We start from the raw sequence: 22672 nt of genomic DNA on the forward strand, positions 1-22672 counted from the left end.
AAGAGGGATATATAATGAACACAATGGTATTTGCTCACCGGGGAATTCCAACCAGGGAACCTGAAAATTCATTAAGTGGATTTAAATATTGCTTAGAACATGGTGCTGCTGGTTTAGAGTTTGATATTCACTTAACTAAGGACAACGTTCCGGTAGTTATGCATGATGAAAAAATTGATCGGACGACCGACGGGAGTGGGTTAATTAATTCGTACACTTACGAAGAGTTATGCCAGTTCAAACTAGCGAATGGAGAACGAATTCCAAAGCTAGATGAGCTAATCGCCCTGGTTGAAAATCAAGACATCTGGTTAAACCTGGAATTTAAGACCAATAAGATTCACTACCCTGGGATTGAAAAAATCGTCCTTCAAAAGATGAATGCAGCTGCACTTAAGCATCACGTTATTTATTCATCATTTAATATTGATAGTTTGCGGGTTGCTAAAATCCTGGACGAAAATCAAGACTATAACTTTCTATTTGAAAAGAAATTAAATGATCCAGCAAAGGTAATGAAGGCTGAAGGTCTTAATGGATTACATCCTGGATATTACATTCCCGGATTAGAATCCCATGAACGAATTTGGACGATTGATGATCCAAAAGAACAAGAGAAGCTATTTAAAGCTGGGGTAGCTGGAATTTTTACAAATGATTTCGTTAGTGCAGAGGATTTAAAAAATCAAATCCTATCAAAATCAACTGAATAATTAGTTCATAAATAATAACCACTCGTTAATGCGGGTGGTTATTATTTTTTAAATACCAGGCAAATAAATGGTTTCTTACAAATGATTAGCGTATCATGAAGAATATATCGTACATTAATCAAATGGGTGTGAGTTTATCATGTCGAATATTAAAAAGAAACTAATTATAGTTGGATCAATCTTATTTGTGATTTTAGCTGCGTCAACAACCCTAATTGGCAGCGGTGCTAAAAAAATTCCGGGGACATATTCTGAACGCCCAATTGTTAAAAATGCTGGGTTAGTGGAGCTGAATGCACCATTCATTAGTCAAAAGGAAATTAAAGCCTGGAACGGTTGTGAAGCGGCCAGCCTCTTGCAGGCATTTCATTTAAAAGGCGTTTTATTAAAGACTAACTTACGGTCATTTTTAGCCCAAATGCCGATTAGTAAGGATAATAACCCCTATAACGGGTATGCTGGTTCGCCATACATTAAAAATCAATCGGGCGTCTTTCAAACAATCTTCCCTAAGCCCCTTGCTAAGTGGGGAAGTAAGTACCATAAGGTAACGGATATTAGTGGTTCTTCAACTAACGAATTAAAAAAGCAGGTTAAGGCAGGAAACCCAGTGATTACCTATATCATTAGCTACTATGAAAAGCCCAGTTACCAAAAATATTTCTGGGGGACTGGAATCACCAATAGTCATGTTGTGCTACTTGATGGTTATGAACGCGGTTATTACCACGTTTCTGATCCAAACCGGGGAAAATATTGGGTTAAGGGAAGTCGGTTTGAGGCGGCCTACAACTATAAGAAATACGCCGTTGCAGTTCAGTAATGGTGTGAGAAAAGTCGCAATGCGGCTTTTTATTTTGCATTTTATTTAGGTTAACCTAAATAAATATTATTAATGCCCTTATATTAAGGGCCAGTTTATGTTATATTATTAACGGTACCAATTGGTCCTATCGATAGTTTGCGGATTGTTTAGATAGCCATTACCAATGGCTGGAGATAGAGAGGATGGTTCTTATGACAAAGTCAGTGATTGATGCTTTTGATCAGTGTGTCGACGTTAGTGCGGATGTCCGTTTAGATTTGGCGCGCAATGTGTATGCTTCTAAGTACCTGGGGTTGTTCATGACGTTAATTAATGAAAATGATGACACCTTTGGGGTAATTAGTACCCAGTACTTTTTAGAGGGGGTGGCTACACGATATGCCCATGGCGATATTAACGATGTTGCAGGGATTAAAAAAGGGTTATTATCACTGTTTGATAGCTACTTGTTAAATCGGCGAATCATTGATTTTGATTTGAATGCACCATTTTTTAAAATGGTTGACCAATACTATGTTGAAAACTTAGGTGGCCGGTTTAAACCAGCTAAGTATAGAAACTATGTTAATGGATATTTCATAACGGACCCCATTAAATCAGATCAAGATATTGAAACAGCAATTAACAACTCCATTTTTCACAACGATACTAGTTGTCAGGACATTGATGGTGAGTTAATTTTAAATTGACCTTAATTGTTGACTAAAATAGGGCTACAACTGATTGGATAATCAGCTGCAGCCCTATTTTAGGTTAATTATGATATTATTAAAATAATATGGGAGGGTGATTAAATGAAAAAGCCGTGGTTCGCTGACGCTGTTGTCTACCAAATTTACCCAATGAGTTTTCAGGATAGTAATCATGATGGAATCGGGGATTTAAACGGAATTAAGCAACGATTAGATTACGTTGATCAATTAGGGGCTAACTTTATCTGGTTAAACCCGATTTATAAATCGCCAAATGCCGATAATGGGTATGATATTTCTGATTATTGTGCGATTCAACCCGCGTATGGAACACTAGCTGATTTTGACTCGTTATTAGCCGCTGCCAATCGATTAAACATCGGGATTATGATGGATTTAGTTGTAAACCATACTTCCGAGCAGCACCCGTGGTTTCTAGCAAGCAAAAAGAATCGCAATAACCCGTATGCTGATTATTATATTTGGCGGGACCCGGTGGATGGGCACGCACCAAATGATTGGCTGGGCGTTTTTCAAGGCTCGGCTTGGACCTACGTTCCTGAACGTGATCAATACTATTTACATAGCTTTGCGTCTGCACAGCCGGATTTAAATTGGCAGAACCCAGCGGTCCGTGCTGAAGTACGTTCGATTATGAAGTTTTGGTTAGACCGTGGGGTGCGGGGCTTTCGGATGGATGCCATTGATTTCCCAGCAAAGCCGAAGTGGAGTAACGAGGGGCAAACCTTTACAAACGTGGGGGATGCTATGCCGGATTTAAAACGGTTAAACCGCTACCTTCAAGAAATTAACCAACAGGTATTGGCTAATTATGACCGGATTTTAACGGTTGGTGAAATGTCGACAGCTGATCCAGCCACTGCTGCTGAATTTTCTAACCTGGACGGGTCGGAACTCAACATGGTATTTGAATTTGAGCATGTGGATTTGGCAGCAAATAAGGATAAGCGGATCGGTAAATGGAGTAGCGACTCAGTCAGTGTTAAAGACTTAAAACGGGTGCTATCTAAATGGCAAGTCGGATTAGATGGAAAGGGCTGGAATAGCCTTTATTGGAATAATCATGATCAACCAAGAGCAGTCTCACGGTTTGCAACCGATGACCCGAAATGGCGCGTTAAGGCTGCTAAAATGCTAGGGACGACCCTGCATTTGCTTCAGGGGACCCCATATGTATATGAAGGCGAGGAAATTGGGATGACCAATGCCCATTTGAAGACCTTACAGCAGTACGAGGACCTGGACTCATTAAATGCTTACCATGAATTAGTTGATGAAAAACACCTTGTTAGTGGTCCACAGATGCTTGAATACCTTGCAGCTCGGTCTAGAGATAACGCACGCACGCCAATGCAATGGAATTCTGAATCGAATGCGGGCTTTACGGATGCACAACCGTGGTATGCTCTCAATCCAAATTATGATCAGATTAACGTGGCGGAAAGCTTATCTGATCCTACCTCTGTGTTTCATTACTACCAACAATTAATTCAGCTTCGGCACGCTAACGAGGTCGTTAAGTATGGTAACTATTTAGAGTTGGATCCGGATGACGGTGAATGTTTCGCATACGTTCGCCAGTTAGAAAGTAGGCGGCTATTAGTAATTAGTAACTTCACGGAGAACCAAATTGAACGTGATTACGGTCAGAATCAGGGAACGCGCTTAATTGGAAACTATGATGATGATTTGGGTGTTAGCATCCGGCCATACGAATGCAAGGTTTACGAACTTAATAATTAATTCGCGCTAATTAATCACTAGATTGTTCGGTTTAAAGTTGTTTAAAAAGTTGAATTAGACTATAATGTTAATAATTTCACGATAGGGGTGTTTTAATTATGAATCAATATCCACAAGCTTTGACCATTGCCGGATCAGACAGTGACGGTAGTGCGGGAATGCAGGCTGATTTACTTACTTTTCATGCATTTAAGGTCCATGGAACATCTGTAATTACTGCGTGTGTTGCGGGTAATTCTTACGGCATTCATGATAGTGTTACGATGCCATTATCATTTATTAACCAGGAATTTAAGGACTTAGCAGACGATTATCAGGTGCGGGCTGCTAAAACTGGGATGCTAGGGAATAGTGATTTAATTAATACGGTGGTTGATAATTATCAAAAGTATGACTTTGGTCCACTGGTTGTTGATCCCGTAATTATTACCAAGCATGGTGATATGTTGTTGGAACAAGATGCCTTTGATACGTTAAAGGCCAAATTGATTCCACTAGCGACATTGATTACCCCTAATTTCTATGAAACTCAAAAATTGGCTGAAATGGAAATTAACAACGATGACGACATGCTAACTGCAGCTAATAAGCTGAAAGCAATGGGGGCCAAAAACGTAATGGTAAAGGGTCGCCATGATAGTGATGACCAAGATGAAGTTCGTGACCTAGTCTTACTAGCCGACGGGGAACATTTTTGGTTAACTGGTCAATACTTTGGGACTGATCGGAAGAATGGAACTGGTGATACGCTATCAGCTGGAATTACTGCAGAATTAGCAAAGGGCACTTCCATTAAAGAATCAATTAAACTGGCCAAGGATTACGTTGATCGTGCAATCCAGAATGAAATTTTGGTTGGCCATAAGTATGGACCAATTAATCACTGGGCTAGTGAAGAAATTAAATAATTAAAACTAATAAAAAAATTCCGGTTGATTTTAAATCAGCAGGAATTTTTTATTTGAATTATGAATTACCCAAGGTTGACTAATTAAAAACTAATTGCGAAGAAAATTAGGATACAAGCAAGCACAATTGCAATTGACTTTAAATTAAAGGTAGCATTTTTAACGTTGGCTCTCGAAATATAAGCATTCTGGTAGTGGTTAACCTGCTTATCATTAGCACTAATATCGCTCTTTAAAGTACTAATTCGATCTTCGACCGTTTGTTTTTTATTAATCCATTTTCGGAGGGTCTTATCTTTAGAATCTACTTTTGAAAATACCTGTTTATAGTGGTAATTAGTAATGATTCGATCATGCTTAGCAGTCGTTAATTCGCTGGCTAACCGCTTTTGTTTACTTAAAAGTGGTGGTAGTTTCTTATTAACGGTGGTGTTATTATCCTGGTAGTTTTGTTCGAGCGCTTGAGAAACAGCGTCATAACCAGTCCTGGTCGCGAATAATATAATTACTACTAGCACTATCTTAATTAGTATTTTTAAATTAAATATTGATTTCCAATTAAAATTTTCCATTTTAAAACCCTTCCCAGTATCATTAATTTCAATTCCACATTATACTCTGAATTTAGCGTTATTTTAAACGAAAAGCTTAATTTAAAAAGCTTGATTGTACAATTGATTAGTGTACAATTGAATTAAGGTTACTTTTTAGAAGCAACTATCAGACCTACAAATGTTAAGGGTTTGTATCATTTCAGTTAAGAAATCGTTAATTACAGGACTTACTTACTAGTTATTAGTATAATGAGTTTATTGAATGAAACGCAGAAAGGATTTAACACTATGAAAAAATTAAATAAGAAAATGGTTAGTGCATTGATTTTATCGGGAATGCTCGGGTTGACCACGCTTGCTGCACCCCTAAGAACCAATGCTGATAATACCACTTCTGGTAGCGCAGCAACTAGCAGCGTTATCAGCAGTACTAGCAGTATTTCAAGTAGTGCTACTTCAACGAACAGCTCATCTACTTCAGCTACTAGTTCTACCTCAAGTAGTGCTAGCAGCAGTTCGAGCTCTTCAAGCAGTTCTACGGCTTCCAGTAGTAGTTCTCAAACACCAGTTAAATACACCATTAAGAATGCTAATAACTACGTTATGCGAGTAATTAACACTAGCACCGCTAAGATTTGGAATACTCCATATACTTCATCTAGCAAGGTTAAGAACACCACTACTAACTTAAATGGCAAGCTAATTAAGATTATCCAAACTGCTAGTGGTTCTGACGGTAGTCTATACTACCACATCACCTACCAAGGAAAAGACCTTGGTTGGATTTACAAAAGTTACATTAGCTACACTGATGACTACGAAATGCCATACGTTTACACTAGTCAACTTTACCCAATTTATGCCCCCAGTGCCTGTGAAGCTGCATCCCTAAAGATGGCATTAAGTACTAAGGGTAAAGCATTAAACATTCCGTTAGATAAATTTATTAATCTAATTCCTAGAAGTTCTGACCCTAATAAAGGATACAAGAATGATCCATTTACTAAGGGTGCCGGGGCAACAATCTACCCGAATGCACTAGCTAAGTTTGCTAGAAATTATGCAAGTGGTTCAAAGGACATTACCAACACTAGTTTGAGTAACATTATTTATAACATCAAACGGGGGAATCCAGTTGTCTTTGAAGGTTCTTGGAGAATGGTTGTTAACTCAAAATCTGACCACGTGTTGGTTATTTTAGGTTACAAACCTGGCCAATTTTTGATTGCTGACCCTTACATGAGAAAGAACTCTCCTAACAAGGTATTCTGGACTTCAACTAGTGATTTCTTAAAGATTTGGCACGATAGCAAACGTGGTAGTCGTGCAATGACCGTTATCTAAACTATCTATCTAAAATCCCTTGACTTTTTCTTAATAATAAATTAAGCTTTAGTTAGATTTTAATATGGTTCTGATAAAAGCAATGACAAAGGCCAGTAGGATTAATCTAGTTTTAAAGCGAGCTTTGGTTGGTGAAAGGAAGCATTTTAGATTAATTTGAAATATCTCTTTGGAGCTACGCACCGAAAGCTAGTAACGTGCGTTGGGTACACCCATTACAGTGTTAGCGTATTATTTGTACGTGAAGCGGTTAGTGTTTTTGGCTAACAATTAAGGTGGTACCGTGCTAAAAGCACCCTTATTCAATTTTGGATAAGGGTGCTTTTTTTATTGGAATTCATAATTATGAAGGAGGAATAGATAGTATGAAGTCATTTTTAAAACGCTTAATGAAGAAGCAGGATCCTACTTTTTACGAAGAACATGATTCTAAGCTAGAACCATCATTAGGTGCAAAGGATTTATTGGGATTAGGGGTTGGAATGGTTGTTGGAGCTGCCATTTTCACGTTGCCGGGAATTGTGGCGGCTGATCATTCTGGGCCAGCAGTTGCACTATCATTTATTGTGGGTGCAATTGGAGCTGGACTATCCGCGTTTGCTTACGCTGAAGCTTCTTCAGTGCTTCCGTTTGCTGGATCTGCATTTTCTTGGATTAACGTTTTATTTGGTGAATTCTTTGGTTGGCTAACTGGTTGGGCGTTACTAGCAGAGTATTTCATTTCGGTTGCTTTCGTTGCATCTGGATGGTCTGCTTACGTTCAAGGGTTCATTAGCAGTTTGGGGATTAAGGTTCCAAATGCGATTGCTAGTGGATTTAACCCGAAAACCGGTGGTGTGGTTGATGTATTTGCCGCATTTGCAGTTATCCTGATTGGATTATTGCTATCCCGGGGGGTTGATAAGGTTAGTCAAATTGAAAATGCTATTGTTGTAATTAAGGTATTAGTAATTGTATTATTCTTGATTGTTGGTTTTACAGCAATCCATCCTTCGAATTACGTGCCATTTATTCCTGCCCATCAACCAGGGACTTCATTTGGTGGCTTCCAAGGGGTGATGGCAGGAGCTGCACAAATCTTCCTAGCGTATGTTGGGTTTGATGCAATTGCCGCTAATACTGCTGAAACTAAGAATCCTGGTAAGAATATGCCAATTGGAATTATTGGGACGCTAGTAATCGGGACCACCTTCTTCGTGTTAGTTTCACTAGTCTTGGTTGGGATGTTCAAATATAACGTCTATGCAAATAACGCCGAGCCAGCAGCATGGGCATTAAGAAAGACTGGTCATTACTTAACTGCGAACTTACTTTCAATCGTTGCGATTGTTGGAATGTTTGCAGCTCTAATTGGAATTCATTTAGCAAGTTCACGGTTAATTTACTCTTTTGGTCGGGATGGATTACTCCCTTCATTCTTAGGAAAAGTTAACAAACATCACTTACCTAATAATGCATTAATGGTGGTTACAGTTGCTGCCGTGGTGGTTGCTTCGGTCTTTCCATTTACCTTCCTTTCTAACCTAGTATCAGCCGGGACGTTGATTGCATTCATCATGGTTTCACTATCAATCTATGCGTTACGGCCACGGGAAGGCAAGGACTTACCACTTCCTAAGTTTAAAATGCCATTATATCCAGTCTTACCAATTGTTTCAGCTGGATTTGCCGGGTTCATCTTCATGAACTTAAGCATTGATGCTAAATTACTTATGTTAGGCTGGTTCGTAATTGGAATTGTGATCTATCTTGGTTATGGATATAAAAATTCTAAAATGAATCAAAAATAAAATGATTAAAGGGGCTGATTTTCAGTCCCTTTTTGATTTGTATGATAAAATAGATAGTATTAATAAATATTGAAAGAAGGTTCTAAGATGGATAACGACTATAATCAGAAGTTATATCGGATTATTCGGGCTTTAAACCATCCTGTAAGAATTCAGATTTTGTATTATCTATCTGAAAAGGGCAAGAGTAACGTTACTAACCTAGTTAATCAAGTGAACATTTCCCAGCCTGCAGTTTCAAGGCATCTACGCATTCTATTTGATGCTCAGCTAATTACCAGTCAGCAAAATGGAAAGGAAAAGGTTTATCAGTTAACCGATTCTCACGTTAAAGAGTTACTACAGGTCCTTCATAATCATATTGAAGAACAAATTAATTGATTTTGCTTGAAAAATATATCAAAGTATGGTTATATATAACTATGATGATTTAATAGCTAAAAAAACTAATTACCAGGGCAATGGTAATTAGTTAGAGGTTGCTTAATCTTGCCGTTCGAAATCAATTTAAATGCTTTTGGGGGCAATAATTAAATATTTTTCAGTTTTCTACAAAATGATTAGTTATTTACGACAAACCAAGCAGGTATCATTATACCACAATTTAAAATTTTAGTAAAAAGACCGCTTTTAAGTGGTCTTTTTTTTCTGATTTTATATTAAAAGCATGATATTATAGTGGTATCAAATAGGGGGAATTTATAAATGAAGATTGACTTTGACCTGAACCGAATTAAAGCGATGCTTAATGATAGTAACGAAATTAATGGGTTGGTTAGAATTACAGACGGATCAATGGATACGTTCGACCTTAATATGCCTCACTTTAAAGCCGAAGTGGCTGGTTGTACAATTTATATTGGTAGCGATGAGGAAGACGAAAGCGTATTTACGTTCAAGGAAGTTACATATTTAAATTCCATTAATTTTCAAAAACTAGCAAATGATGTTGCAAAAATGACCTTTGCTAAAGATACCCTTAGCAGTGAGTTTGGAATTGAAGTTGGGGAGTTAAATGATGCTACGAAGTACGTAAACCAGTTTAGTGAAGAGGGAATTGTTAAAGGAATTCTGCAAATGGTTGATGGATTAGACTGGATCCATCACTATGTAATGGCGAACGATAAGCTTTTATAGGAGTTTTAGAATGACTACTAATAGCCGAAAACAAAGACGGCAAAAGCACCGTTTTTCGATATCATTAAATTTCCAATTGCCGACCCCACCTTTAGTGCTGTTTGTATTTGCACTAGTTGGCTTTTACATTGCAAATGATAGCTTATTAATCCTCTTATTAAGCCTAGGGTTTTTAGTTAGCGCCCTTTTTTATTTAAACACTTTTTGGTTGGGCTTTAAGGAAATTGTGACAAAGGGAATTAATTCATTAAAGCTTCCAGCTAACGGTGCAATCTTGATTATTAATGCCCATTCTAATTCAATCTCCACTAAAATAATTGATAACTTAAAGCAAGCTAATTCAGTTAAAGTTGTTGCGAATAGTTTTGACGTACTTCCGTATGAAAATAATGCTTTTGATTACGTGATTGTCATTAATACCCTTCATGATATTCGGCCCCGGATTAAAAAGGTAAAGGCGCTTCAAGAAGCTGCCAGGGTGGTTAATCAAAAGGGCCATATTCTCCTGTTTGAACGGGGGTTAGATGGTGGTCAGTTTCGTTCGTTTTTAAAGCGAGCTGGATTTACAGATATTCAGATTGAAAATAATGGATCCAGAGGTTGGTGGTCAGGGCCATGGTGCCCAACTTATACGATTCTGGGCCAAAAGTGGTAAAAAAATAAAAGGGCCCATGGGCCCTTTTATTTTTTGGATTCGCTGGTACTTTTTCTTAAAAGATCATTTTGTTGCTTTTCTTCGTTTAGAATCTGAACCCGTTCATTATGAATAATGTCCAGCTCGTTTCTGATTTCACCCAGAATTTCTAATTGTAGTTTTTCAATTTCAAAACTATGGGGAATTTGGTTTTGGTTAAGCTGATCTAGTTTAGCATGCATGATTCTAAGTTCATTTTCAGATTTAATATTAACGTGGTAATCATTATCAGCACCCAACCGATCGCGATGGCTAGAACGATTTTGACTCATCATAATAATGGGTGCCTGAACCGCAGAAATACAACTTAACGCAAGGTTCAGCAGAATAAATGGATATGGATCAAAATGAGCACCGAACAAGTGGAGAACATTAATGGTCATCCACGAAAGTAAGAAGACGATGAAAGCAAGGATAAAGCCCCAACTTCCTCCAAATCTCGCTACTTGGTCAGCAATTCTTTGACCGAATGTTTCTGATGAATTTAATGCGTCATTAATATCTTTAATTTGGTAGTCATTATCACGAATGGTCTTGGTTAATTTCCGATCAATCTTTTGATTCCGGTGTTCATCATCACGAATTAATTGATCAACCATTTCGACTTGGTACTTTAATAGGTGTTGATTACAAATAAAATCATTCTCACCTGCTTTAGCATAATCGTGCTTAATATGACCAAAAATGGTCGTATCTAAATCCTTTAGTAGTCGACCCTCCGTTTTTAAGTATTCCTTATGGTCAACTAAGCAATTTCGCATATTATTTTCCATTTTCATTCACCTAATTTTATTAAATTAACACCATTGTAACACATATCAAATTACTTTTTATAACAAATATTTAGGATTGATTTAAAATTTAGAGTTGACTTTTTGTTTAATTTAAATATAATTAGTTTATAAATTAAAAACCGATTAAAAGACAGTGCGTGGAAGAGTATCGATTGGATAAAATTAAGTGAACCCTGTTTAGTGCGAGAGGGGATTTATGAAAATCGTGAAAGTAATCCACAAGTCATAACCATGAATTCAGTTAGTGGTTATTGGGAGTGCGCCCATTACAGCAATGAAGTCTTGCCATTCTTTTATAGGAGGGCAGTACTTTTGGAGCCTACTACTGTGAAGTAGTGGGGAATATAGGTGGTACCACGTCTCGACGTCCTTAGTAAATACTTACTAAGGGCGTTTTTTTGTTGGTAATTTGATTTGTTAACTACAAGGAGGAAATTCATTATGAGTACAGGTAAGTTAAGCTCAAAGCAATATCTCATTTTAGCATCACTACTTTTTGGATTGTTTTTCGGGGCCGGAAATCTAATATTCCCGATTCACCTAGGCCAGGTGAGTAGTAGCAGTTGGCTCCCAGCTGCAGCTGGCTTTTTAATTTCAGCAATTGTTTTACCACTACTATCAATCTTGGCAATTAGTTACACAGAAAGTAACAGTTTGTATGATTTAGGAAAACCGGTTGGTCACTATTTTGCGTTAATATTCTTGGCAATCGTTCATTTATCATTAGGGGTTTTAATTGCATCTCCTAGAACGGCAACGGTTACCTTCTCAATGGGGGTTCAACCATTTATGCCAAAGGCTGATTCGCACATTGCGCTATTCATCTTTTCAATCTTCTTCTTTGGATTAGCCTACATTTTAGCTTATAACCAAACTAAAATTACTGAATACGTTGGAAAAATTTTAAACCCCATTTTTGTTATTATTTTGATTTTCATCTTTATCCTAGCGTTTTTCATCAAGGGTGACTTAAGCCACATTAACTTGTTACCAACTAAGAATGACGCATCATCAAGTATGATTAATGGATTCCTACAGGGATATAACACAATGGATGCCGTTGCTGGACTTGGATTTGGGGTTACCATTATCGCAGCCCTTAAACAATTTGGGCTAAAGGATAAGTTACAACGCTCCAGAGCAGTTGCTAAGGTGGGAGCCTTAACAATGGGCTTTGAAGGACTCATTTACATCTTTTTAATTGCATTAGGGGCAACTAGTTTGTCATACTTAAAACCATCAGCAGATGGTGGAACTGCATTTACCCAAATCATGACGCACTATACTGGACTAGCAGGGGCCGGAATCTTATCCGCACTTACTTTCCTAGCATGTATTACAACTGAAATTGGTTTGATTACTTCCCTCGCTCAAGATTGGGGAGATCGCTTTCCTAAGCTTGGCTACCGGTTCTTCTTAACCATTGCTACAATCGGATCATTTATCATTGCTAACTTTGGTTTGGAACAGATTATTCTTTACTCATCCCCACTACTAAACTTTATCTACCCCATTGCAATTGCAATTATTCTTTTAGGGTTACTGAATAAGTGGATCAACAAGAACAAAATTATTTACAGAATTACAATTGCTTTCACCATGATTCCAGCAGTTTTAGACTTCATTCATAATCTACCACCATTCTTCGCTAAGTTCTCAATGATGCAATCAATTAACTCTTGGGCATTGAATACGATTCCACTCTATAATGAAGGATTAGATTTCATTCCATTCCTTGCAACTGGTTTAATTTTAAGTATCCTCTACGTACAATTATCAGGCGTTAAAGCGCCAGAAAAGTCTTAATTATGTTAGGATAGAGACAAACTTATGAATTGGAGTTGAAAATATGAGTTTAGATCTATCAGATAAAAATACTTTAACATTCGGGGATGTAAACGCCCCCCACGAAGTTACTGTAATTACTAATATGGCGTGTCCATTCTGTAGAAAATGGTATGAAAATAACTTTGATCAATTACAATCGGAAGTTAAGTCCGGCAAGTTGCTTGCCCACTTTAAGTTTCTAGATAAGGATAAGTTAGATTTACAAGATGGGAATTTAGCTCATGAATACATTGATTATTCGAATCCAGAACAGGCAATTGACTTTGTGAAGAAGGCATTTGACATTCAACCAGAATGGCATCGGTTGCCAAAGGACGAAGCGGAAGCATTTTTGACCAGTCACTTTGACATTCAAAAAGTTAACGACACAGAGTTCTTGGCAGCTGTTAAATCGAATATCGAATCAATCGAAGTGCCAAGTGTTCCTACTATTATATATGATGGCGAAGGCCATGCTGATAGTAACTTTACACTTCCAGATTAATAAAAAAGCTGTGGATTTTTATCCACAGCTTTTTACTTTTCATTTGGGTTATTACGAAGCAGCCACCATAGCATTGCGGTAACGCTTGCCATGATTAGTGCGGCAATCCAATAGGTAAAGTGCATTCCAAATACAAACCAGTCGTCGTGCCCAAACGGATAGGTCGTAATTGTCCGATTGGCCTTGATACTCATCCCGGTGTAGAGTACGGATGTTGCTAACGATAATCCTACGGCAAATCCGATGTTTCTGCTAAGGGCCAAGATAGAGCCAGCGACTCCTTGTTGCTCCTTACTGGCGTGGCCCATTACCATTGGGTTGTTTTGAAACAGGCCGTTAGCAGTTGCGAACACCACGAATCCAACGAATAGGATGGCAATTGACCAGCTGGGTTGAATAATTGCAAAAATAACTTCGGCAACCACAAAAATAATGGAAGCTCGGTACGACATATGGACGGCACCATATTTATCACATAAAACGCCCCCAAGGTAGGCCGTAAAGACATTGGTAACTGGTAAAACGCTCATGATTAGTCCCATTTGGGAAGGTGAGAACTTAAGGGTATTTTGAATGTAGAACGGTAATAAGACGTTATTGAAATAGATGATGATGTACATAAACATTAACGAAATAATGCTAATGGTAAAACCGGTATTCTTAAATAGCTTTAGGTCTAAGATGGGTTCTGTAACCCGATTTTCAATCATAATGAAAGCAATCACTAAGATTAGGGTAACGAAAAACCCACCGATGATGAATGGATTTTGGAATCCCACCTCTTGGCCAATGAAAATACTTAAGAAGAAGCCCAAGATTGCGGCGGCAAGGGTTACAAAGCCCCACCAATCAATTTTAATTTTCTGCTTTTGCCACTTCTTTTTGGGGTAAACAAAGTGCCCAAATAGGAATGCGGCAATTCCAATTGGAACGTTAAATAGGAAGATCCAGTTCCAATTAGTGACTGACAAGATGAACCCGGCTACCGCGGGACCCGCGATGTAACCAAGTTGTCCAATGGTGGTGTTAATTCCTAATGCACGGCCACGTAATGAGAACGCAACGGATTCAGTAATAATACCAAGGTTAGTGGCCATCGTCATTGAGGCGCCAATCCCTTGTAATCCCCGGGAAACGAGAAGAATCGGGAGACTAGTGCTAATTCCGCAAAGCAGGGAGCTAACTGTGAAGATGAACGTCCCGGCTTGGAAGATAGCGACCTTGCTTGTTTGATCGGCGAGTTTACCAAATAGGATCAATGACATACAGATTAAGATTAAGTATGCCGATGAGATCCACTCCGCCTGATTCATTGGGATGGCTAGGTCCTTTGAAATTTGGGGGAGGGCAGTATTAACGATGCTCATATCAACAGTTCCCAGGAATGAAACGATGGCAACTGCTAAAATTGTAAAAAGTGTTTTATGGTTCATGTAAAAATCCTTTCCGTATGTAAATCAAACCAACTACTATCATATCTAAAAAAGCATTGAAATTAAAACTAATTTTTATTTTTAGCTAAAATATTATATTATATAGTTAAATGACAGGAGTGATTGCTTTTGATTCAATGGGATTTAAAACCATTTAGTGAATTGACTTTATCCGAAAACCACGCCATCCAACAATTTATTTCCGTGAATGGGAATAATCCAGCTGATCGAAAAGCATACCATGGATGGGCGCTCAAAGATGATAAGATGATTGCATACGTTCGCATTTATGAATTAGACGGTGATTTAACGTTTGACCGGGTACGATTCAGTGCTCCGGTAAAGCTAGAACAGCTAGTTTACCGAGTCTTAGAGGCCGGGAGCCGCTTCTTTAATTGTGAAATTGCGCGAATTGGAATTCCTTTTGATGAAACCATGCTGGGTGTTTACGATCAGATTGGATTTAAGGAAAATGATGGTTCGTTAACGTTACGTTATTATCAATAGGAATAACTCAAATTGAATCGATGTAGTAGAATCTTTATGAAAGTAAGCAAATACTTTGAATCTGTATGAAGATTGTGTTACTTTTAAGTTGATAATTCAGAAGGGAGGATGGAAATGGTTAATGCAAAACATGCAATTTTAAACCGCCGTGCAATTAGAGCGTTTAAAGACACTCCGGTGAGTGATGAGGAGTTCCGGTCCATTATTAAAATGGCTCAAAAAGCACCTTCTTGGATTGATTCTCAACCTGGGCGAGTTGTGATTGCTACTGGCGACAAACTGAATCGGATGCGTGCTGTTCATCAGCAGCTTAATGCGGATCCTGGTATCCACACTAATTCTGATGTTCCGTTCGTTCCAATATCAGAATGGGATTCCGAATCCCAGTTCAATATGACTACCCGTGGTGCTACTGGTCCCCAAATCTTTGGTGCTGAACAATGGACTCAGATGAAGGGAAGCCAGTCTGCAAGATTATTTAACGCTCCCGCAGTTGCATATTTAACGTTGCCTAAGGATTACACTCCTTGGTCGCTATACGACCTGGGCGCGTTTGGTGAGGCCATTATGGTGGCTGCTCAGTCCATCGGAGTTGATTCCATTCCAGCCTTTGAATTTATCAAATATCCAGATCGGCTTAGGGAGACGTTAAACGTTAGTGCGGATCGTGAATTCATTATTGGGATTGGCTTAGGCCACGCTGATGAAGATGCACCGATTAACCGAATTAACGCTCCACGAATGGATTTAGATCAGGTACTAAAAATTATTAAATAATATTTAGGAGGATTTAATTATGAGTAAAGTTGCTGCAATTGTTACAAGTATGTATGAAGATGTTGAGTTAACATCACCTAAGAAAGCCTTAGAAGATGCTGGTAACCAAGTTGATATCATTGAAAATGAAGCTAATGGAACCATCGAAGGTAAACATGGCGATAAGCAAACTGTTAATAAGTCAATTGACGATGCTAAGCTTGAAGATTACGATGCATTATTAGTTCCTGGTGGTTTTTCACCTGACCAACTTCGTGCAGATGACCGTTACGTTAAGTTCGCTAAGGAATTCTTACTAAGTGGTAAGCCTGTATTTGCAATTTGCCACGGTCCTCAATTATTTATCCAAACAGGATTAGTAAGCGAACTAACCCTTACTGCATACCTAACTGTTATGCCTGACTTATACTATGCTGGTGGTAACGTTAAGGATGAACCAGTGGTAGTTGATGAAAAACACAACTTAATTACTAGTCGGACACCAGACGACTTGGATTACTTTAACAAGGCAATCGTTGACGCTTTGAAGTAATTCTTTAAAACAATTAAAATGACTGACCAGATTTTATTCTGGGCAGTCATTTTTTAGTTATTGAGAGACATAGAAGACTAGTGCTTTTGAATCGAGATCATTATTTAATACTCCCTGAATGAAGTCACACTTCTTAATTGATTCTAGAAATGGTTGTGCAGCCTTGATTAACGTTTGTGAAAATGACATTTTATCAAACTCCCTACATAATTAATTGTGTTTAGCCAACGAAAAGATTAGAAATATTATTTTATTCAACTAAAAAGGACCGCTCCTATCCCTTAATAGTTTGCGGTCCTTAGTCTTTTATTAACAATCAAAATAATATCCAACACAATTAATAGTGTAGAAAATGACTACTCGGTCTCCCTTCGGCAGTACTAACTGCATCAGGTTTCATGAGTGCTTCTCAGCCGAATTTAATCAGCGCCCCAGACCACGTATTTAATTTACGGTCTAATACTATTATTAAATGATACAAATATCAAGATACTTTTTAATTTTATAGATGAACCGAATCAGTTTCATCTAGGTATTCTTCAACCATCGTATCAATGATAGAGAAGATGATTTCCTTATCATGCTTGCTAACTGGTACGATATGGATGTTTTGAAGATCGTCCTTAGTAATTGAATCAATCCCAACTGGATCAATGCTACCATCTAGCACGACCTTATAAAGCGCATTGGAATCAGTTTCCTTAAACTTAAGGGAAACGTTAATTTGGTTAAACAATGTCACTAGGCGTTTGGCAGTAGGGTAGTGGTTATTAATATCAGCCGCGTAGTCGTTACTTAATACACCATTATGATCTTCTTGGAAGTAGTTGACGAAGGCTAATGCTTCATTAATATATTGGCTTGGGCGAGTCTGGTTAAATGCATTTGTTTTTAATTCTGTGTACTTACTCATAATATTTTCCTCCTTTAAATTTCTATGTACGATTAAATTATTCATCCAGTATAGCGCATTCAAATTTAAATTTCAAACATTAAAACGGTTTATATTCAAAATTGGTCCGGTCTAATTCAAAATGTGGTTGATTATTGATTAACATTATTACTGTACTTTTATTTAATTGCTGATTATACTTTAAATATATGAAAGGATGATATTAATGACTAAGAAAATTTTAATTACCCCCGCAATTGAACGGTTTGTGGGTCAAGAAATCAAAGATCATGGAATTGAACCAGTTGTACTGGATAATCAAGATGCCCAGTTGATTTTAAACCACGCTAGTGACGTTGACGGGATTATCTTAATGGCTGAACCATTCCCAGATTCAATGTTTGCTCAGATGCCCAATCTGAAAGTTCTAGCACGTCAAGGGGTTGGTTATGATAATGTTGATGCTAATGTGGCTGCTGAAAACGGAGTATGGGTTTCCAATACGCCCGGTGGAAATGCAGTTGAAGTGGCTGAAAATGCAATTGCTTACATGTTAATTCTATCCAAGCATTTATTTACGATCTCTACCAAAATGCGTGAAGGTGATAGTACTTATGGTGAAAAGCAGATGGCTACTCAAATCAGCGGAAAAACGCTTGGAATCGTTGGTTATGGGCACATCGGTCAACAGGTTGCGAAGATGGCAGCTGGCTTTGGGATGAATGTTTTGATTTATAATCGAACTCCTCGGGAAACGAAATACGGTAAGATGGTTTCTTGGGACGAACTCTTTAAAGAATCTGATTTTGTTTCCCTTCACCTTCCTGCAGTTAAAGGAACGATTGGCAGCGTTGCTAAAAGAGAATTCGATATGATGAAGGATTCCGCATACTTAGTTAACTTAGGCCGGGGACCATTAACTAATGAAGCTGATATGGTGGATGCACTTAAGAACCACCACATTGCAGGGGCTGCATTGGATGTGTTTGATAAAGAACCATTACCAATGGATAGTCCCATTCGCAAGTTAGACAACGTCTTTATTACCCCTCATTGTAGTGGTAATTCAGTTGAAGCTTGGAATGAGATGGCACATGCGGCATTAAATAACATTTTAAATGTATTTGATGGCAAGAAACCAAACACACCAGTAAATGAAGTTAAATAAACTAAAAAGAGTAGTTCTGAATATTTTCAGAACTACTCTTTTAGCATTGGTTTTAATTAAAGTTCAACATTATTTTCTTCAAAGAATTCAGGAAGCGTTTTTAGGTTTTCGCCATTATAACGCTTAAATAGTTCCTTTGGTGTATAGTGAACGTTTTCACGCTTATCGTTAAGGTAGTTAGGACTCACTGATTCATCTAATTTACCATTGACGATGCTTAGTTGAAGATCTTCAACCGGAAGCCCCCGTTGGTTACCAATTTTAACATCCACTAGGAATGGTTTGCCGGCCTTAACAGCAGCATTCGCCTTTTCAAAGGCAGGCTTTAATTCAGCTACCTTAGATACGGTAATTGAATCAATTCCAAATCCTTCCGCAACCTTAGCGAAATCAATTGGTTGTAAGTCTAAACCAAAGATTTGCATTGGCGCATCTTCTTGTTCTCCTTCAATAAAGCTGAGGTCATTATTAGATGTAACCACATTAATAACCGGAATTTTATACTTAACAATTGTAGCAAGATCTTGTAGTACCATTGCCTGGGCACCGTCACCAGTGATGTTCCAAGTTTGCCGATCTTTAAATTCACGCTTAGCTGCCATAGCACCTGGTAAGCCGCTTCCCATGGTTGCAAAGAGAGCTGAAATGACCCACTTATTTTGCTTTGAAAGGTCAAGGTATCTAAATGAATTAATGATGTTATCACCAACATCAATTGAGAATGAGGCGTTATCTTCAGCAACTTCATTAATGGCCTTGTACATTTGACCAGGCAACAATGGGGTTGCTTCCGAATTTTTCATTAATTCGAGGTATTCCTTCCAGTTTTGCATGTCAGCAACGGCAGCCTTAAAGTAGTTAGTTTCGGAAACCTTAGTACTGCGTTCAACTGCTTTTTCAACAAATTGAGTAGCATCAGACCAAATCCCTAAGTCGAGGGTGTGGTGGCGACCGAGCATGCTTTTATCGTTATCTACTTGAACGTAGGTGAATGGGTGACTAGCGTAGTAGGTGTTGGCAAATGGGAAGTCCCCACCAATTGCAATCACTAAGTCAGCTACCGACATGATTTCGTCAGCGGCTTTTGAAGCTGCCCGGTTAGCAGTTCCTAGGAACCCTTCGTATTCAGTAGGAACAAGGCCACTAGCTAGTCCATCAATGATGATTGGAATTTGAAGCTTCTTTGATAATTCAACTAACTTTTCACCACCATCTTTGATTCCCCGACCAACGTGGAATACTGGTCGTTTGGCAGATTTAACTAGGGTCAAGAACTTATCAACTTCTGAATCAGTTGCTTCTGGTTGAGGAGTTTGCTTAACATCAGTGAGAGCTGCTGTGGTGTACTTCTTTTCTGGGATTTGTTCGTATCCGAAGTTATTTGGAATTACTACTACGGCAACCCCCTTGTTCTTATAAGCAGCCTTAATTGCTTCGTCAACAACGTGTGGCAAACTTTCAGGGGTCATTACGATTCGATCATAACAAGCCACATCTCTAAAAATAGGGGTTTCTGGCATTTCTTGGAAGTAGTCGTAGTTCATGTTAGTGCTTGGAACTTGACCAACTAATGCTAATACAGGGGCATGGTCTGCCTTGGCATCGTAAAGACCATTAAGCAGGTTAACGGCCCCAGGACCAGCTGAACCAAAAGCAACGCCAATTTTACCAGTTAATTTAGCATGAGCAGCTGCAGTTAGTGCCGCAACTTGTTCATGTCGAACTTGAATGAAGTTAATATTTTTTTGTTCAATTTGTAACCCATCTAAAAGTGAGTTAATTGAGCCACCAGGGTAACCATAGACGTCTTTAACTCCCCATGATTCGAGGACTTTCAAGAGGGCTACACTTGCCTTGATCGTTTTTTGATTTTCCATTGAGCAAACCTCCTGTAATTATGTTACATAAATTTGATATACGTTAATTTTACCACATTTTGATTTATCCATTATGTAATAAGCACTTTTATAATTAATTTGTAGTGGACGTGCTTATATTGATATAATAAATAATATTATTATATACTGACTGGGGTGGGAAAATAATGAATTACGATGCAGTTGTTTTTGATGTTGACGGGACGCTAATTGATAGTTTTCCGCGCTATGTTTCAATTATGAGGACGATTACACCTAAATATGGGATTTCAAATATCACGGATAAACAGTTAATGGAAACCTTTCCGTTGACTGCTAGTCAGACAATTGACTATTTAAACATTCCTACGCATTTTAATAACCAAATGGCAATTGATTACACAATTGCCGCAGCGCAATTAGATCAGGGGCCGGTTTTATATCCCGGAGTCCAAAGCCTTTTTGAACGTTTGAAGAGTAATTACCCAGATGTTGCACTGGGCATTGTTACCTCTGGTAGCAACGCTGACGTTCAGGATTTGAGGGACCACTTTGATTTTATGCAACAAATGTGGGTCACTGTTACTTCTGATCTGCTACCATACCATAAGCCAGCACCGGAACCATTACTGTATGCGATTGATCAAATGGGGGTGGATCGCAGCCGAACCATATACGTAGGGGATGCTTTCACCGATGAGGGTTGTGCACACAATGCTAAGGTTGACTTTGGGCTTGCGGGTTGGGGAACGATTACTCCTAAATTAAAGAATGGTTATGCAAAGTATGATTTTAAAAATCCAGAATCAATTTTAAATTATTTATCCTAAACTGGTTGCATTCGATGGGTACTTTTGATATTATTATAAAAGTAATATTTTGAGTCGGTAGCTCAAGCAGAGCACTCGGTCCTTTTCCGAGAAGATGTTAGTTCAATCCTGGCCCGACTCATAATAAAAGCTGAGACGTACGCGTCTCAGCTTTTTTCGTATTTATGATATTGCTCTAGCATTGATTTTACCTTAGTTGCGACTGACAAAGCATCTTTTCCAGATACTTTCCGGAGGGTAATTTCGTGGTTGGGCACTAGGTCTTGAATTTGATCATCATTTAGTGGTTGATCATTATCACCAAGGGTAATTGAGTATAATTGTTGCCGATTGTAGCCATCATTAATCTTGTCACGTAGCTGATCAATAATGCTTAATAAAAAGTCATCAGTATCAAATTGATTAGCAATTAATTTTAAGCGTTCGCTGCAGGTAGGCCCATCGCTATAACGGTTGTTCAAGTCGTCATATGCGTTTTGATCGACCTGATTAGAGGCCCACTCCAGCTGGTTAATAAGCGCCAGTGCTTTAGTAATATATTCAGAGGCTGATATTGAATCCATAGCGTCAAAGTTAGCATCCACCTTGAATTTTGATTTTTGATTGCTCATGGATAAGGACTCCTTTCCAATAATTTATTTTTATTATATCAGTGAATTGGTGGATTATGATAAAATTACTATGGAATAATTTAGATAAGGGGATTTTTAAAATGGTAAATCCATATTTTCATAAGGTTCAATACTATGAAACTGATAAGATGAAAATTACTAGCCATACCAATTATATTCGATTCATGGAAGAGGCACGGAGTGATTTTTTGGAGCAGATTGGTTGGGCGTATGATCAATTCGAAAAAAATCAGATTATTTCGCCGGTTTCGAAGGTAACGGCTGAGTACAAACGGACCACAACCTTTCCCGACGTGATTAAAATTGAGACCAACGTTGAAAAAATTAGCAAGCATCGGTTGACTTTAAGATACTTAATGACCGTTGATGATCAAGTTGTTTGCAAGGCCAGCAGTGAACATTGCTTTTTAAATGCGGATGGTCAAATTATTAATCTTCAAAAACAAGTTCCCGCCTTTTACGAACGGTTGTTGGAACTAGTTGCTGATAAATAGAAA

General features: G+C 38.2%; 25 protein-coding genes, 1 riboswitch and 1 other annotated feature. Of the genes, 18 read left to right on the plus strand and 7 right to left on the minus strand.

Annotation, left to right across the window (positions count from 1 at the left end; all coding sequences use genetic code 11):
* Positions 1-14: 14 nt before the first annotated feature.
* The 5 genes from HZL42_RS07705 (at position 15) to thiD (ending at position 4903) form a co-directional block, all read left to right on the plus strand.
* Positions 15-713 carry a glycerophosphodiester phosphodiesterase family protein gene (locus HZL42_RS07705; protein ID WP_219283075.1) on the plus strand — a complete coding sequence of 233 codons (699 nt, stop codon included), beginning with the start codon at positions 15-17 and terminating at the stop codon, positions 711-713.
* A 139-nt stretch (positions 714-852) separates the two neighbouring features.
* Positions 853-1536: a C39 family peptidase gene (locus tag HZL42_RS07710; RefSeq protein WP_219283076.1), complete on the plus strand. Its 684-nt coding sequence runs from the start codon at positions 853-855 to the stop codon at positions 1534-1536.
* Between the two features lie 194 nt (positions 1537-1730).
* Positions 1731-2228: a hypothetical protein gene (locus HZL42_RS07715; RefSeq protein ID WP_219283077.1), complete on the plus strand. Its 498-nt coding sequence runs from the start codon at positions 1731-1733 to the stop codon at positions 2226-2228.
* Between the two features lie 105 nt (positions 2229-2333).
* Entirely contained in the window at positions 2334-3995 is a 1662-nt protein-coding gene (locus HZL42_RS07720; RefSeq protein ID WP_219283078.1) for an alpha-glucosidase, read from the plus strand.
* Positions 3996-4090: 95 nt separating this feature from the next.
* A complete protein-coding gene (gene thiD / locus HZL42_RS07725; protein WP_219283310.1) occupies positions 4091-4903 on the plus strand; it encodes a bifunctional hydroxymethylpyrimidine kinase/phosphomethylpyrimidine kinase in 813 nt (270 codons plus the stop codon).
* An 83-nt stretch (positions 4904-4986) separates the two neighbouring features.
* On the opposite strand, the gene HZL42_RS07730 is transcribed toward thiD, so the two are convergent.
* On the minus strand, positions 4987-5421 hold the full coding sequence (locus HZL42_RS07730) for a hypothetical protein (protein ID WP_219283079.1): 435 nt from the start codon (positions 5419-5421) through the stop codon (positions 4987-4989).
* A 324-nt stretch (positions 5422-5745) separates the two neighbouring features.
* Here HZL42_RS07730 and HZL42_RS07735 point away from each other — a divergent pair, with 324 nt between their 5' ends.
* From HZL42_RS07735 to HZL42_RS07755, 5 genes are all read left to right on the plus strand, one after another.
* Positions 5746-6801, plus strand: a complete 1056-nt coding sequence (locus HZL42_RS07735; RefSeq protein ID WP_219283080.1) for a C39 family peptidase — start codon at positions 5746-5748, stop codon at positions 6799-6801.
* Between the two features lie 73 nt (positions 6802-6874).
* Positions 6875-7104: a binding site (T-box leader), on the plus strand.
* A gap of 62 nt (positions 7105-7166) precedes the next feature.
* Positions 7167-8591 (plus strand): APC family permease, encoded by a 1425-nt coding sequence (locus HZL42_RS07740; protein WP_219283081.1) that lies wholly within the window; start codon positions 7167-7169, stop codon positions 8589-8591.
* 87 nt (positions 8592-8678) lie between these two features.
* Positions 8679-8972, plus strand: a complete 294-nt coding sequence (locus HZL42_RS07745; RefSeq protein WP_219283082.1) for a helix-turn-helix transcriptional regulator — start codon at positions 8679-8681, stop codon at positions 8970-8972.
* A gap of 324 nt (positions 8973-9296) precedes the next feature.
* A complete protein-coding gene (locus HZL42_RS07750) occupies positions 9297-9728 on the plus strand; it encodes a hypothetical protein (RefSeq protein ID WP_219283083.1) in 432 nt (143 codons plus the stop codon).
* A gap of 10 nt (positions 9729-9738) precedes the next feature.
* Positions 9739-10383 carry a class I SAM-dependent methyltransferase gene (locus tag HZL42_RS07755; RefSeq protein ID WP_219283084.1) on the plus strand — a complete coding sequence of 215 codons (645 nt, stop codon included), beginning with the start codon at positions 9739-9741 and terminating at the stop codon, positions 10381-10383.
* A gap of 26 nt (positions 10384-10409) precedes the next feature.
* Here HZL42_RS07755 and HZL42_RS07760 read toward each other — a convergent pair whose 3' ends face one another.
* On the minus strand, positions 10410-11183 hold the full coding sequence (locus HZL42_RS07760; RefSeq protein ID WP_255552613.1) for a DUF1003 domain-containing protein: 774 nt from the start codon (positions 11181-11183) through the stop codon (positions 10410-10412).
* 474 nt (positions 11184-11657) lie between these two features.
* Between HZL42_RS07760 and brnQ the strand changes: the two genes are divergently transcribed.
* Together brnQ and HZL42_RS07770 are read left to right on the plus strand one after the other, a co-directional pair.
* A complete protein-coding gene (gene brnQ, locus HZL42_RS07765; protein WP_219283086.1) occupies positions 11658-13022 on the plus strand; it encodes a branched-chain amino acid transport system II carrier protein in 1365 nt (454 codons plus the stop codon).
* Between the two features lie 43 nt (positions 13023-13065).
* Positions 13066-13548 carry a thioredoxin domain-containing protein gene (locus tag HZL42_RS07770; protein ID WP_219283087.1) on the plus strand — a complete coding sequence of 161 codons (483 nt, stop codon included), beginning with the start codon at positions 13066-13068 and terminating at the stop codon, positions 13546-13548.
* A gap of 32 nt (positions 13549-13580) precedes the next feature.
* Here HZL42_RS07770 and HZL42_RS07775 read toward each other — a convergent pair whose 3' ends face one another.
* Positions 13581-14981 carry an MFS transporter gene (locus HZL42_RS07775; protein ID WP_219283088.1) on the minus strand — a complete coding sequence of 467 codons (1401 nt, stop codon included), beginning with the start codon at positions 14979-14981 and terminating at the stop codon, positions 13581-13583.
* A gap of 129 nt (positions 14982-15110) precedes the next feature.
* On the opposite strand from HZL42_RS07775, the gene HZL42_RS07780 reads away from it, so the two are divergent.
* The 3 genes from HZL42_RS07780 to HZL42_RS07790 all read left to right on the plus strand — a co-directional run bounded on the left by HZL42_RS07780 (position 15111) and on the right by HZL42_RS07790 (position 16797).
* Entirely contained in the window at positions 15111-15488 is a 378-nt protein-coding gene (locus HZL42_RS07780; protein WP_219283089.1) for a hypothetical protein, read from the plus strand.
* Positions 15489-15602: 114 nt separating this feature from the next.
* Positions 15603-16265 carry a nitroreductase gene (locus tag HZL42_RS07785; protein ID WP_219283090.1) on the plus strand — a complete coding sequence of 221 codons (663 nt, stop codon included), beginning with the start codon at positions 15603-15605 and terminating at the stop codon, positions 16263-16265.
* Between the two features lie 19 nt (positions 16266-16284).
* The gene (locus tag HZL42_RS07790; RefSeq protein WP_219283091.1) at positions 16285-16797 is read left to right on the plus strand and encodes a type 1 glutamine amidotransferase domain-containing protein; all 513 of its coding nucleotides are present in this window, start codon (positions 16285-16287) and stop codon (positions 16795-16797) included.
* 57 nt (positions 16798-16854) lie between these two features.
* Here HZL42_RS07790 and HZL42_RS09025 read toward each other — a convergent pair whose 3' ends face one another.
* Positions 16855-16986, minus strand: coding sequence for a hypothetical protein (locus tag HZL42_RS09025; protein ID WP_255552614.1), 132 nt, complete (start codon positions 16984-16986; stop codon positions 16855-16857).
* 160 nt (positions 16987-17146) lie between these two features.
* Positions 17147-17241: riboswitch (TPP riboswitch) on the minus strand.
* Positions 17242-17299: 58 nt separating this feature from the next.
* Entirely contained in the window at positions 17300-17710 is a 411-nt protein-coding gene (locus HZL42_RS07795; protein ID WP_219283092.1) for a hypothetical protein, read from the minus strand.
* A gap of 205 nt (positions 17711-17915) precedes the next feature.
* Here HZL42_RS07795 and HZL42_RS07800 point away from each other — a divergent pair, with 205 nt between their 5' ends.
* A complete protein-coding gene (locus HZL42_RS07800; protein ID WP_219283093.1) occupies positions 17916-18857 on the plus strand; it encodes a phosphoglycerate dehydrogenase in 942 nt (313 codons plus the stop codon).
* A gap of 56 nt (positions 18858-18913) precedes the next feature.
* Here HZL42_RS07800 and spxB read toward each other — a convergent pair whose 3' ends face one another.
* Positions 18914-20734 carry a pyruvate oxidase gene (spxB, locus tag HZL42_RS07805; protein ID WP_219283094.1) on the minus strand — a complete coding sequence of 607 codons (1821 nt, stop codon included), beginning with the start codon at positions 20732-20734 and terminating at the stop codon, positions 18914-18916.
* 167 nt (positions 20735-20901) lie between these two features.
* On the opposite strand from spxB, the gene HZL42_RS07810 reads away from it, so the two are divergent.
* Complete coding sequence (locus HZL42_RS07810; RefSeq protein WP_219283095.1) at positions 20902-21543, plus strand: HAD family hydrolase; 642 nt, start codon at positions 20902-20904, stop codon at positions 21541-21543.
* Positions 21544-21689: 146 nt separating this feature from the next.
* Here the strand turns inward: HZL42_RS07810 and HZL42_RS07815 are convergent, their stop codons facing one another.
* Positions 21690-22154 (minus strand): hypothetical protein, encoded by a 465-nt coding sequence (locus HZL42_RS07815; RefSeq protein WP_219283096.1) that lies wholly within the window; start codon positions 22152-22154, stop codon positions 21690-21692.
* Between the two features lie 101 nt (positions 22155-22255).
* Here HZL42_RS07815 and HZL42_RS07820 point away from each other — a divergent pair, with 101 nt between their 5' ends.
* Positions 22256-22669 (plus strand): thioesterase family protein, encoded by a 414-nt coding sequence (locus HZL42_RS07820; RefSeq protein ID WP_219283097.1) that lies wholly within the window; start codon positions 22256-22258, stop codon positions 22667-22669.
* The last annotated feature ends 3 nt before the right edge of the window (positions 22670-22672 follow it).

This window comes from Lactobacillus sp. Sy-1, from assembly GCF_019303535.1.
Taxonomy (GTDB): Bacteria; Bacillota; Bacilli; order Lactobacillales; family Lactobacillaceae; genus Nicoliella.

What these genes read in the sequence shown, in the direction of transcription:
- HZL42_RS07705 (WP_219283075.1), top strand. Translation starts at nt 15, where the DNA reads ATGAACACAATGGTATTTGCTCACCGGGGAATTCCAACCAGGGAACCT.
- HZL42_RS07710 (WP_219283076.1), top strand. Translation starts at nt 853, where the DNA reads ATGTCGAATATTAAAAAGAAACTAATTATAGTTGGATCAATCTTATTT.
- HZL42_RS07715 (WP_219283077.1), top strand. Translation starts at nt 1,731, where the DNA reads ATGACAAAGTCAGTGATTGATGCTTTTGATCAGTGTGTCGACGTTAGT.
- HZL42_RS07720 (WP_219283078.1), top strand. Translation starts at nt 2,334, where the DNA reads ATGAAAAAGCCGTGGTTCGCTGACGCTGTTGTCTACCAAATTTACCCA.
- HZL42_RS07735 (WP_219283080.1), top strand. Translation starts at nt 5,746, where the DNA reads ATGAAAAAATTAAATAAGAAAATGGTTAGTGCATTGATTTTATCGGGA.
- HZL42_RS07740 (WP_219283081.1), top strand. Translation starts at nt 7,167, where the DNA reads ATGAAGTCATTTTTAAAACGCTTAATGAAGAAGCAGGATCCTACTTTT.
- HZL42_RS07745 (WP_219283082.1), top strand. Translation starts at nt 8,679, where the DNA reads ATGGATAACGACTATAATCAGAAGTTATATCGGATTATTCGGGCTTTA.
- HZL42_RS07750 (WP_219283083.1), top strand. Translation starts at nt 9,297, where the DNA reads ATGAAGATTGACTTTGACCTGAACCGAATTAAAGCGATGCTTAATGAT.
- HZL42_RS07755 (WP_219283084.1), top strand. Translation starts at nt 9,739, where the DNA reads ATGACTACTAATAGCCGAAAACAAAGACGGCAAAAGCACCGTTTTTCG.
- HZL42_RS07760 (WP_255552613.1), bottom strand. Translation starts at nt 11,183, where the DNA reads ATGCGAAATTGCTTAGTTGACCATAAGGAATACTTAAAAACGGAGGGT.
- brnQ (WP_219283086.1), top strand. Translation starts at nt 11,658, where the DNA reads ATGAGTACAGGTAAGTTAAGCTCAAAGCAATATCTCATTTTAGCATCA.
- HZL42_RS07770 (WP_219283087.1), top strand. Translation starts at nt 13,066, where the DNA reads ATGAGTTTAGATCTATCAGATAAAAATACTTTAACATTCGGGGATGTA.
- HZL42_RS07775 (WP_219283088.1), bottom strand. Translation starts at nt 14,981, where the DNA reads ATGAACCATAAAACACTTTTTACAATTTTAGCAGTTGCCATCGTTTCA.
- HZL42_RS07785 (WP_219283090.1), top strand. Translation starts at nt 15,603, where the DNA reads ATGGTTAATGCAAAACATGCAATTTTAAACCGCCGTGCAATTAGAGCG.
- HZL42_RS07790 (WP_219283091.1), top strand. Translation starts at nt 16,285, where the DNA reads ATGAGTAAAGTTGCTGCAATTGTTACAAGTATGTATGAAGATGTTGAG.
- HZL42_RS09025 (WP_255552614.1), bottom strand. Translation starts at nt 16,986, where the DNA reads ATGTCATTTTCACAAACGTTAATCAAGGCTGCACAACCATTTCTAGAA.
- HZL42_RS07795 (WP_219283092.1), bottom strand. Translation starts at nt 17,710, where the DNA reads ATGAGTAAGTACACAGAATTAAAAACAAATGCATTTAACCAGACTCGC.
- HZL42_RS07800 (WP_219283093.1), top strand. Translation starts at nt 17,916, where the DNA reads ATGACTAAGAAAATTTTAATTACCCCCGCAATTGAACGGTTTGTGGGT.
- spxB (WP_219283094.1), bottom strand. Translation starts at nt 20,734, where the DNA reads ATGGAAAATCAAAAAACGATCAAGGCAAGTGTAGCCCTCTTGAAAGTC.
- HZL42_RS07810 (WP_219283095.1), top strand. Translation starts at nt 20,902, where the DNA reads ATGAATTACGATGCAGTTGTTTTTGATGTTGACGGGACGCTAATTGAT.
- HZL42_RS07815 (WP_219283096.1), bottom strand. Translation starts at nt 22,154, where the DNA reads ATGAGCAATCAAAAATCAAAATTCAAGGTGGATGCTAACTTTGACGCT.
- HZL42_RS07820 (WP_219283097.1), top strand. Translation starts at nt 22,256, where the DNA reads ATGGTAAATCCATATTTTCATAAGGTTCAATACTATGAAACTGATAAG.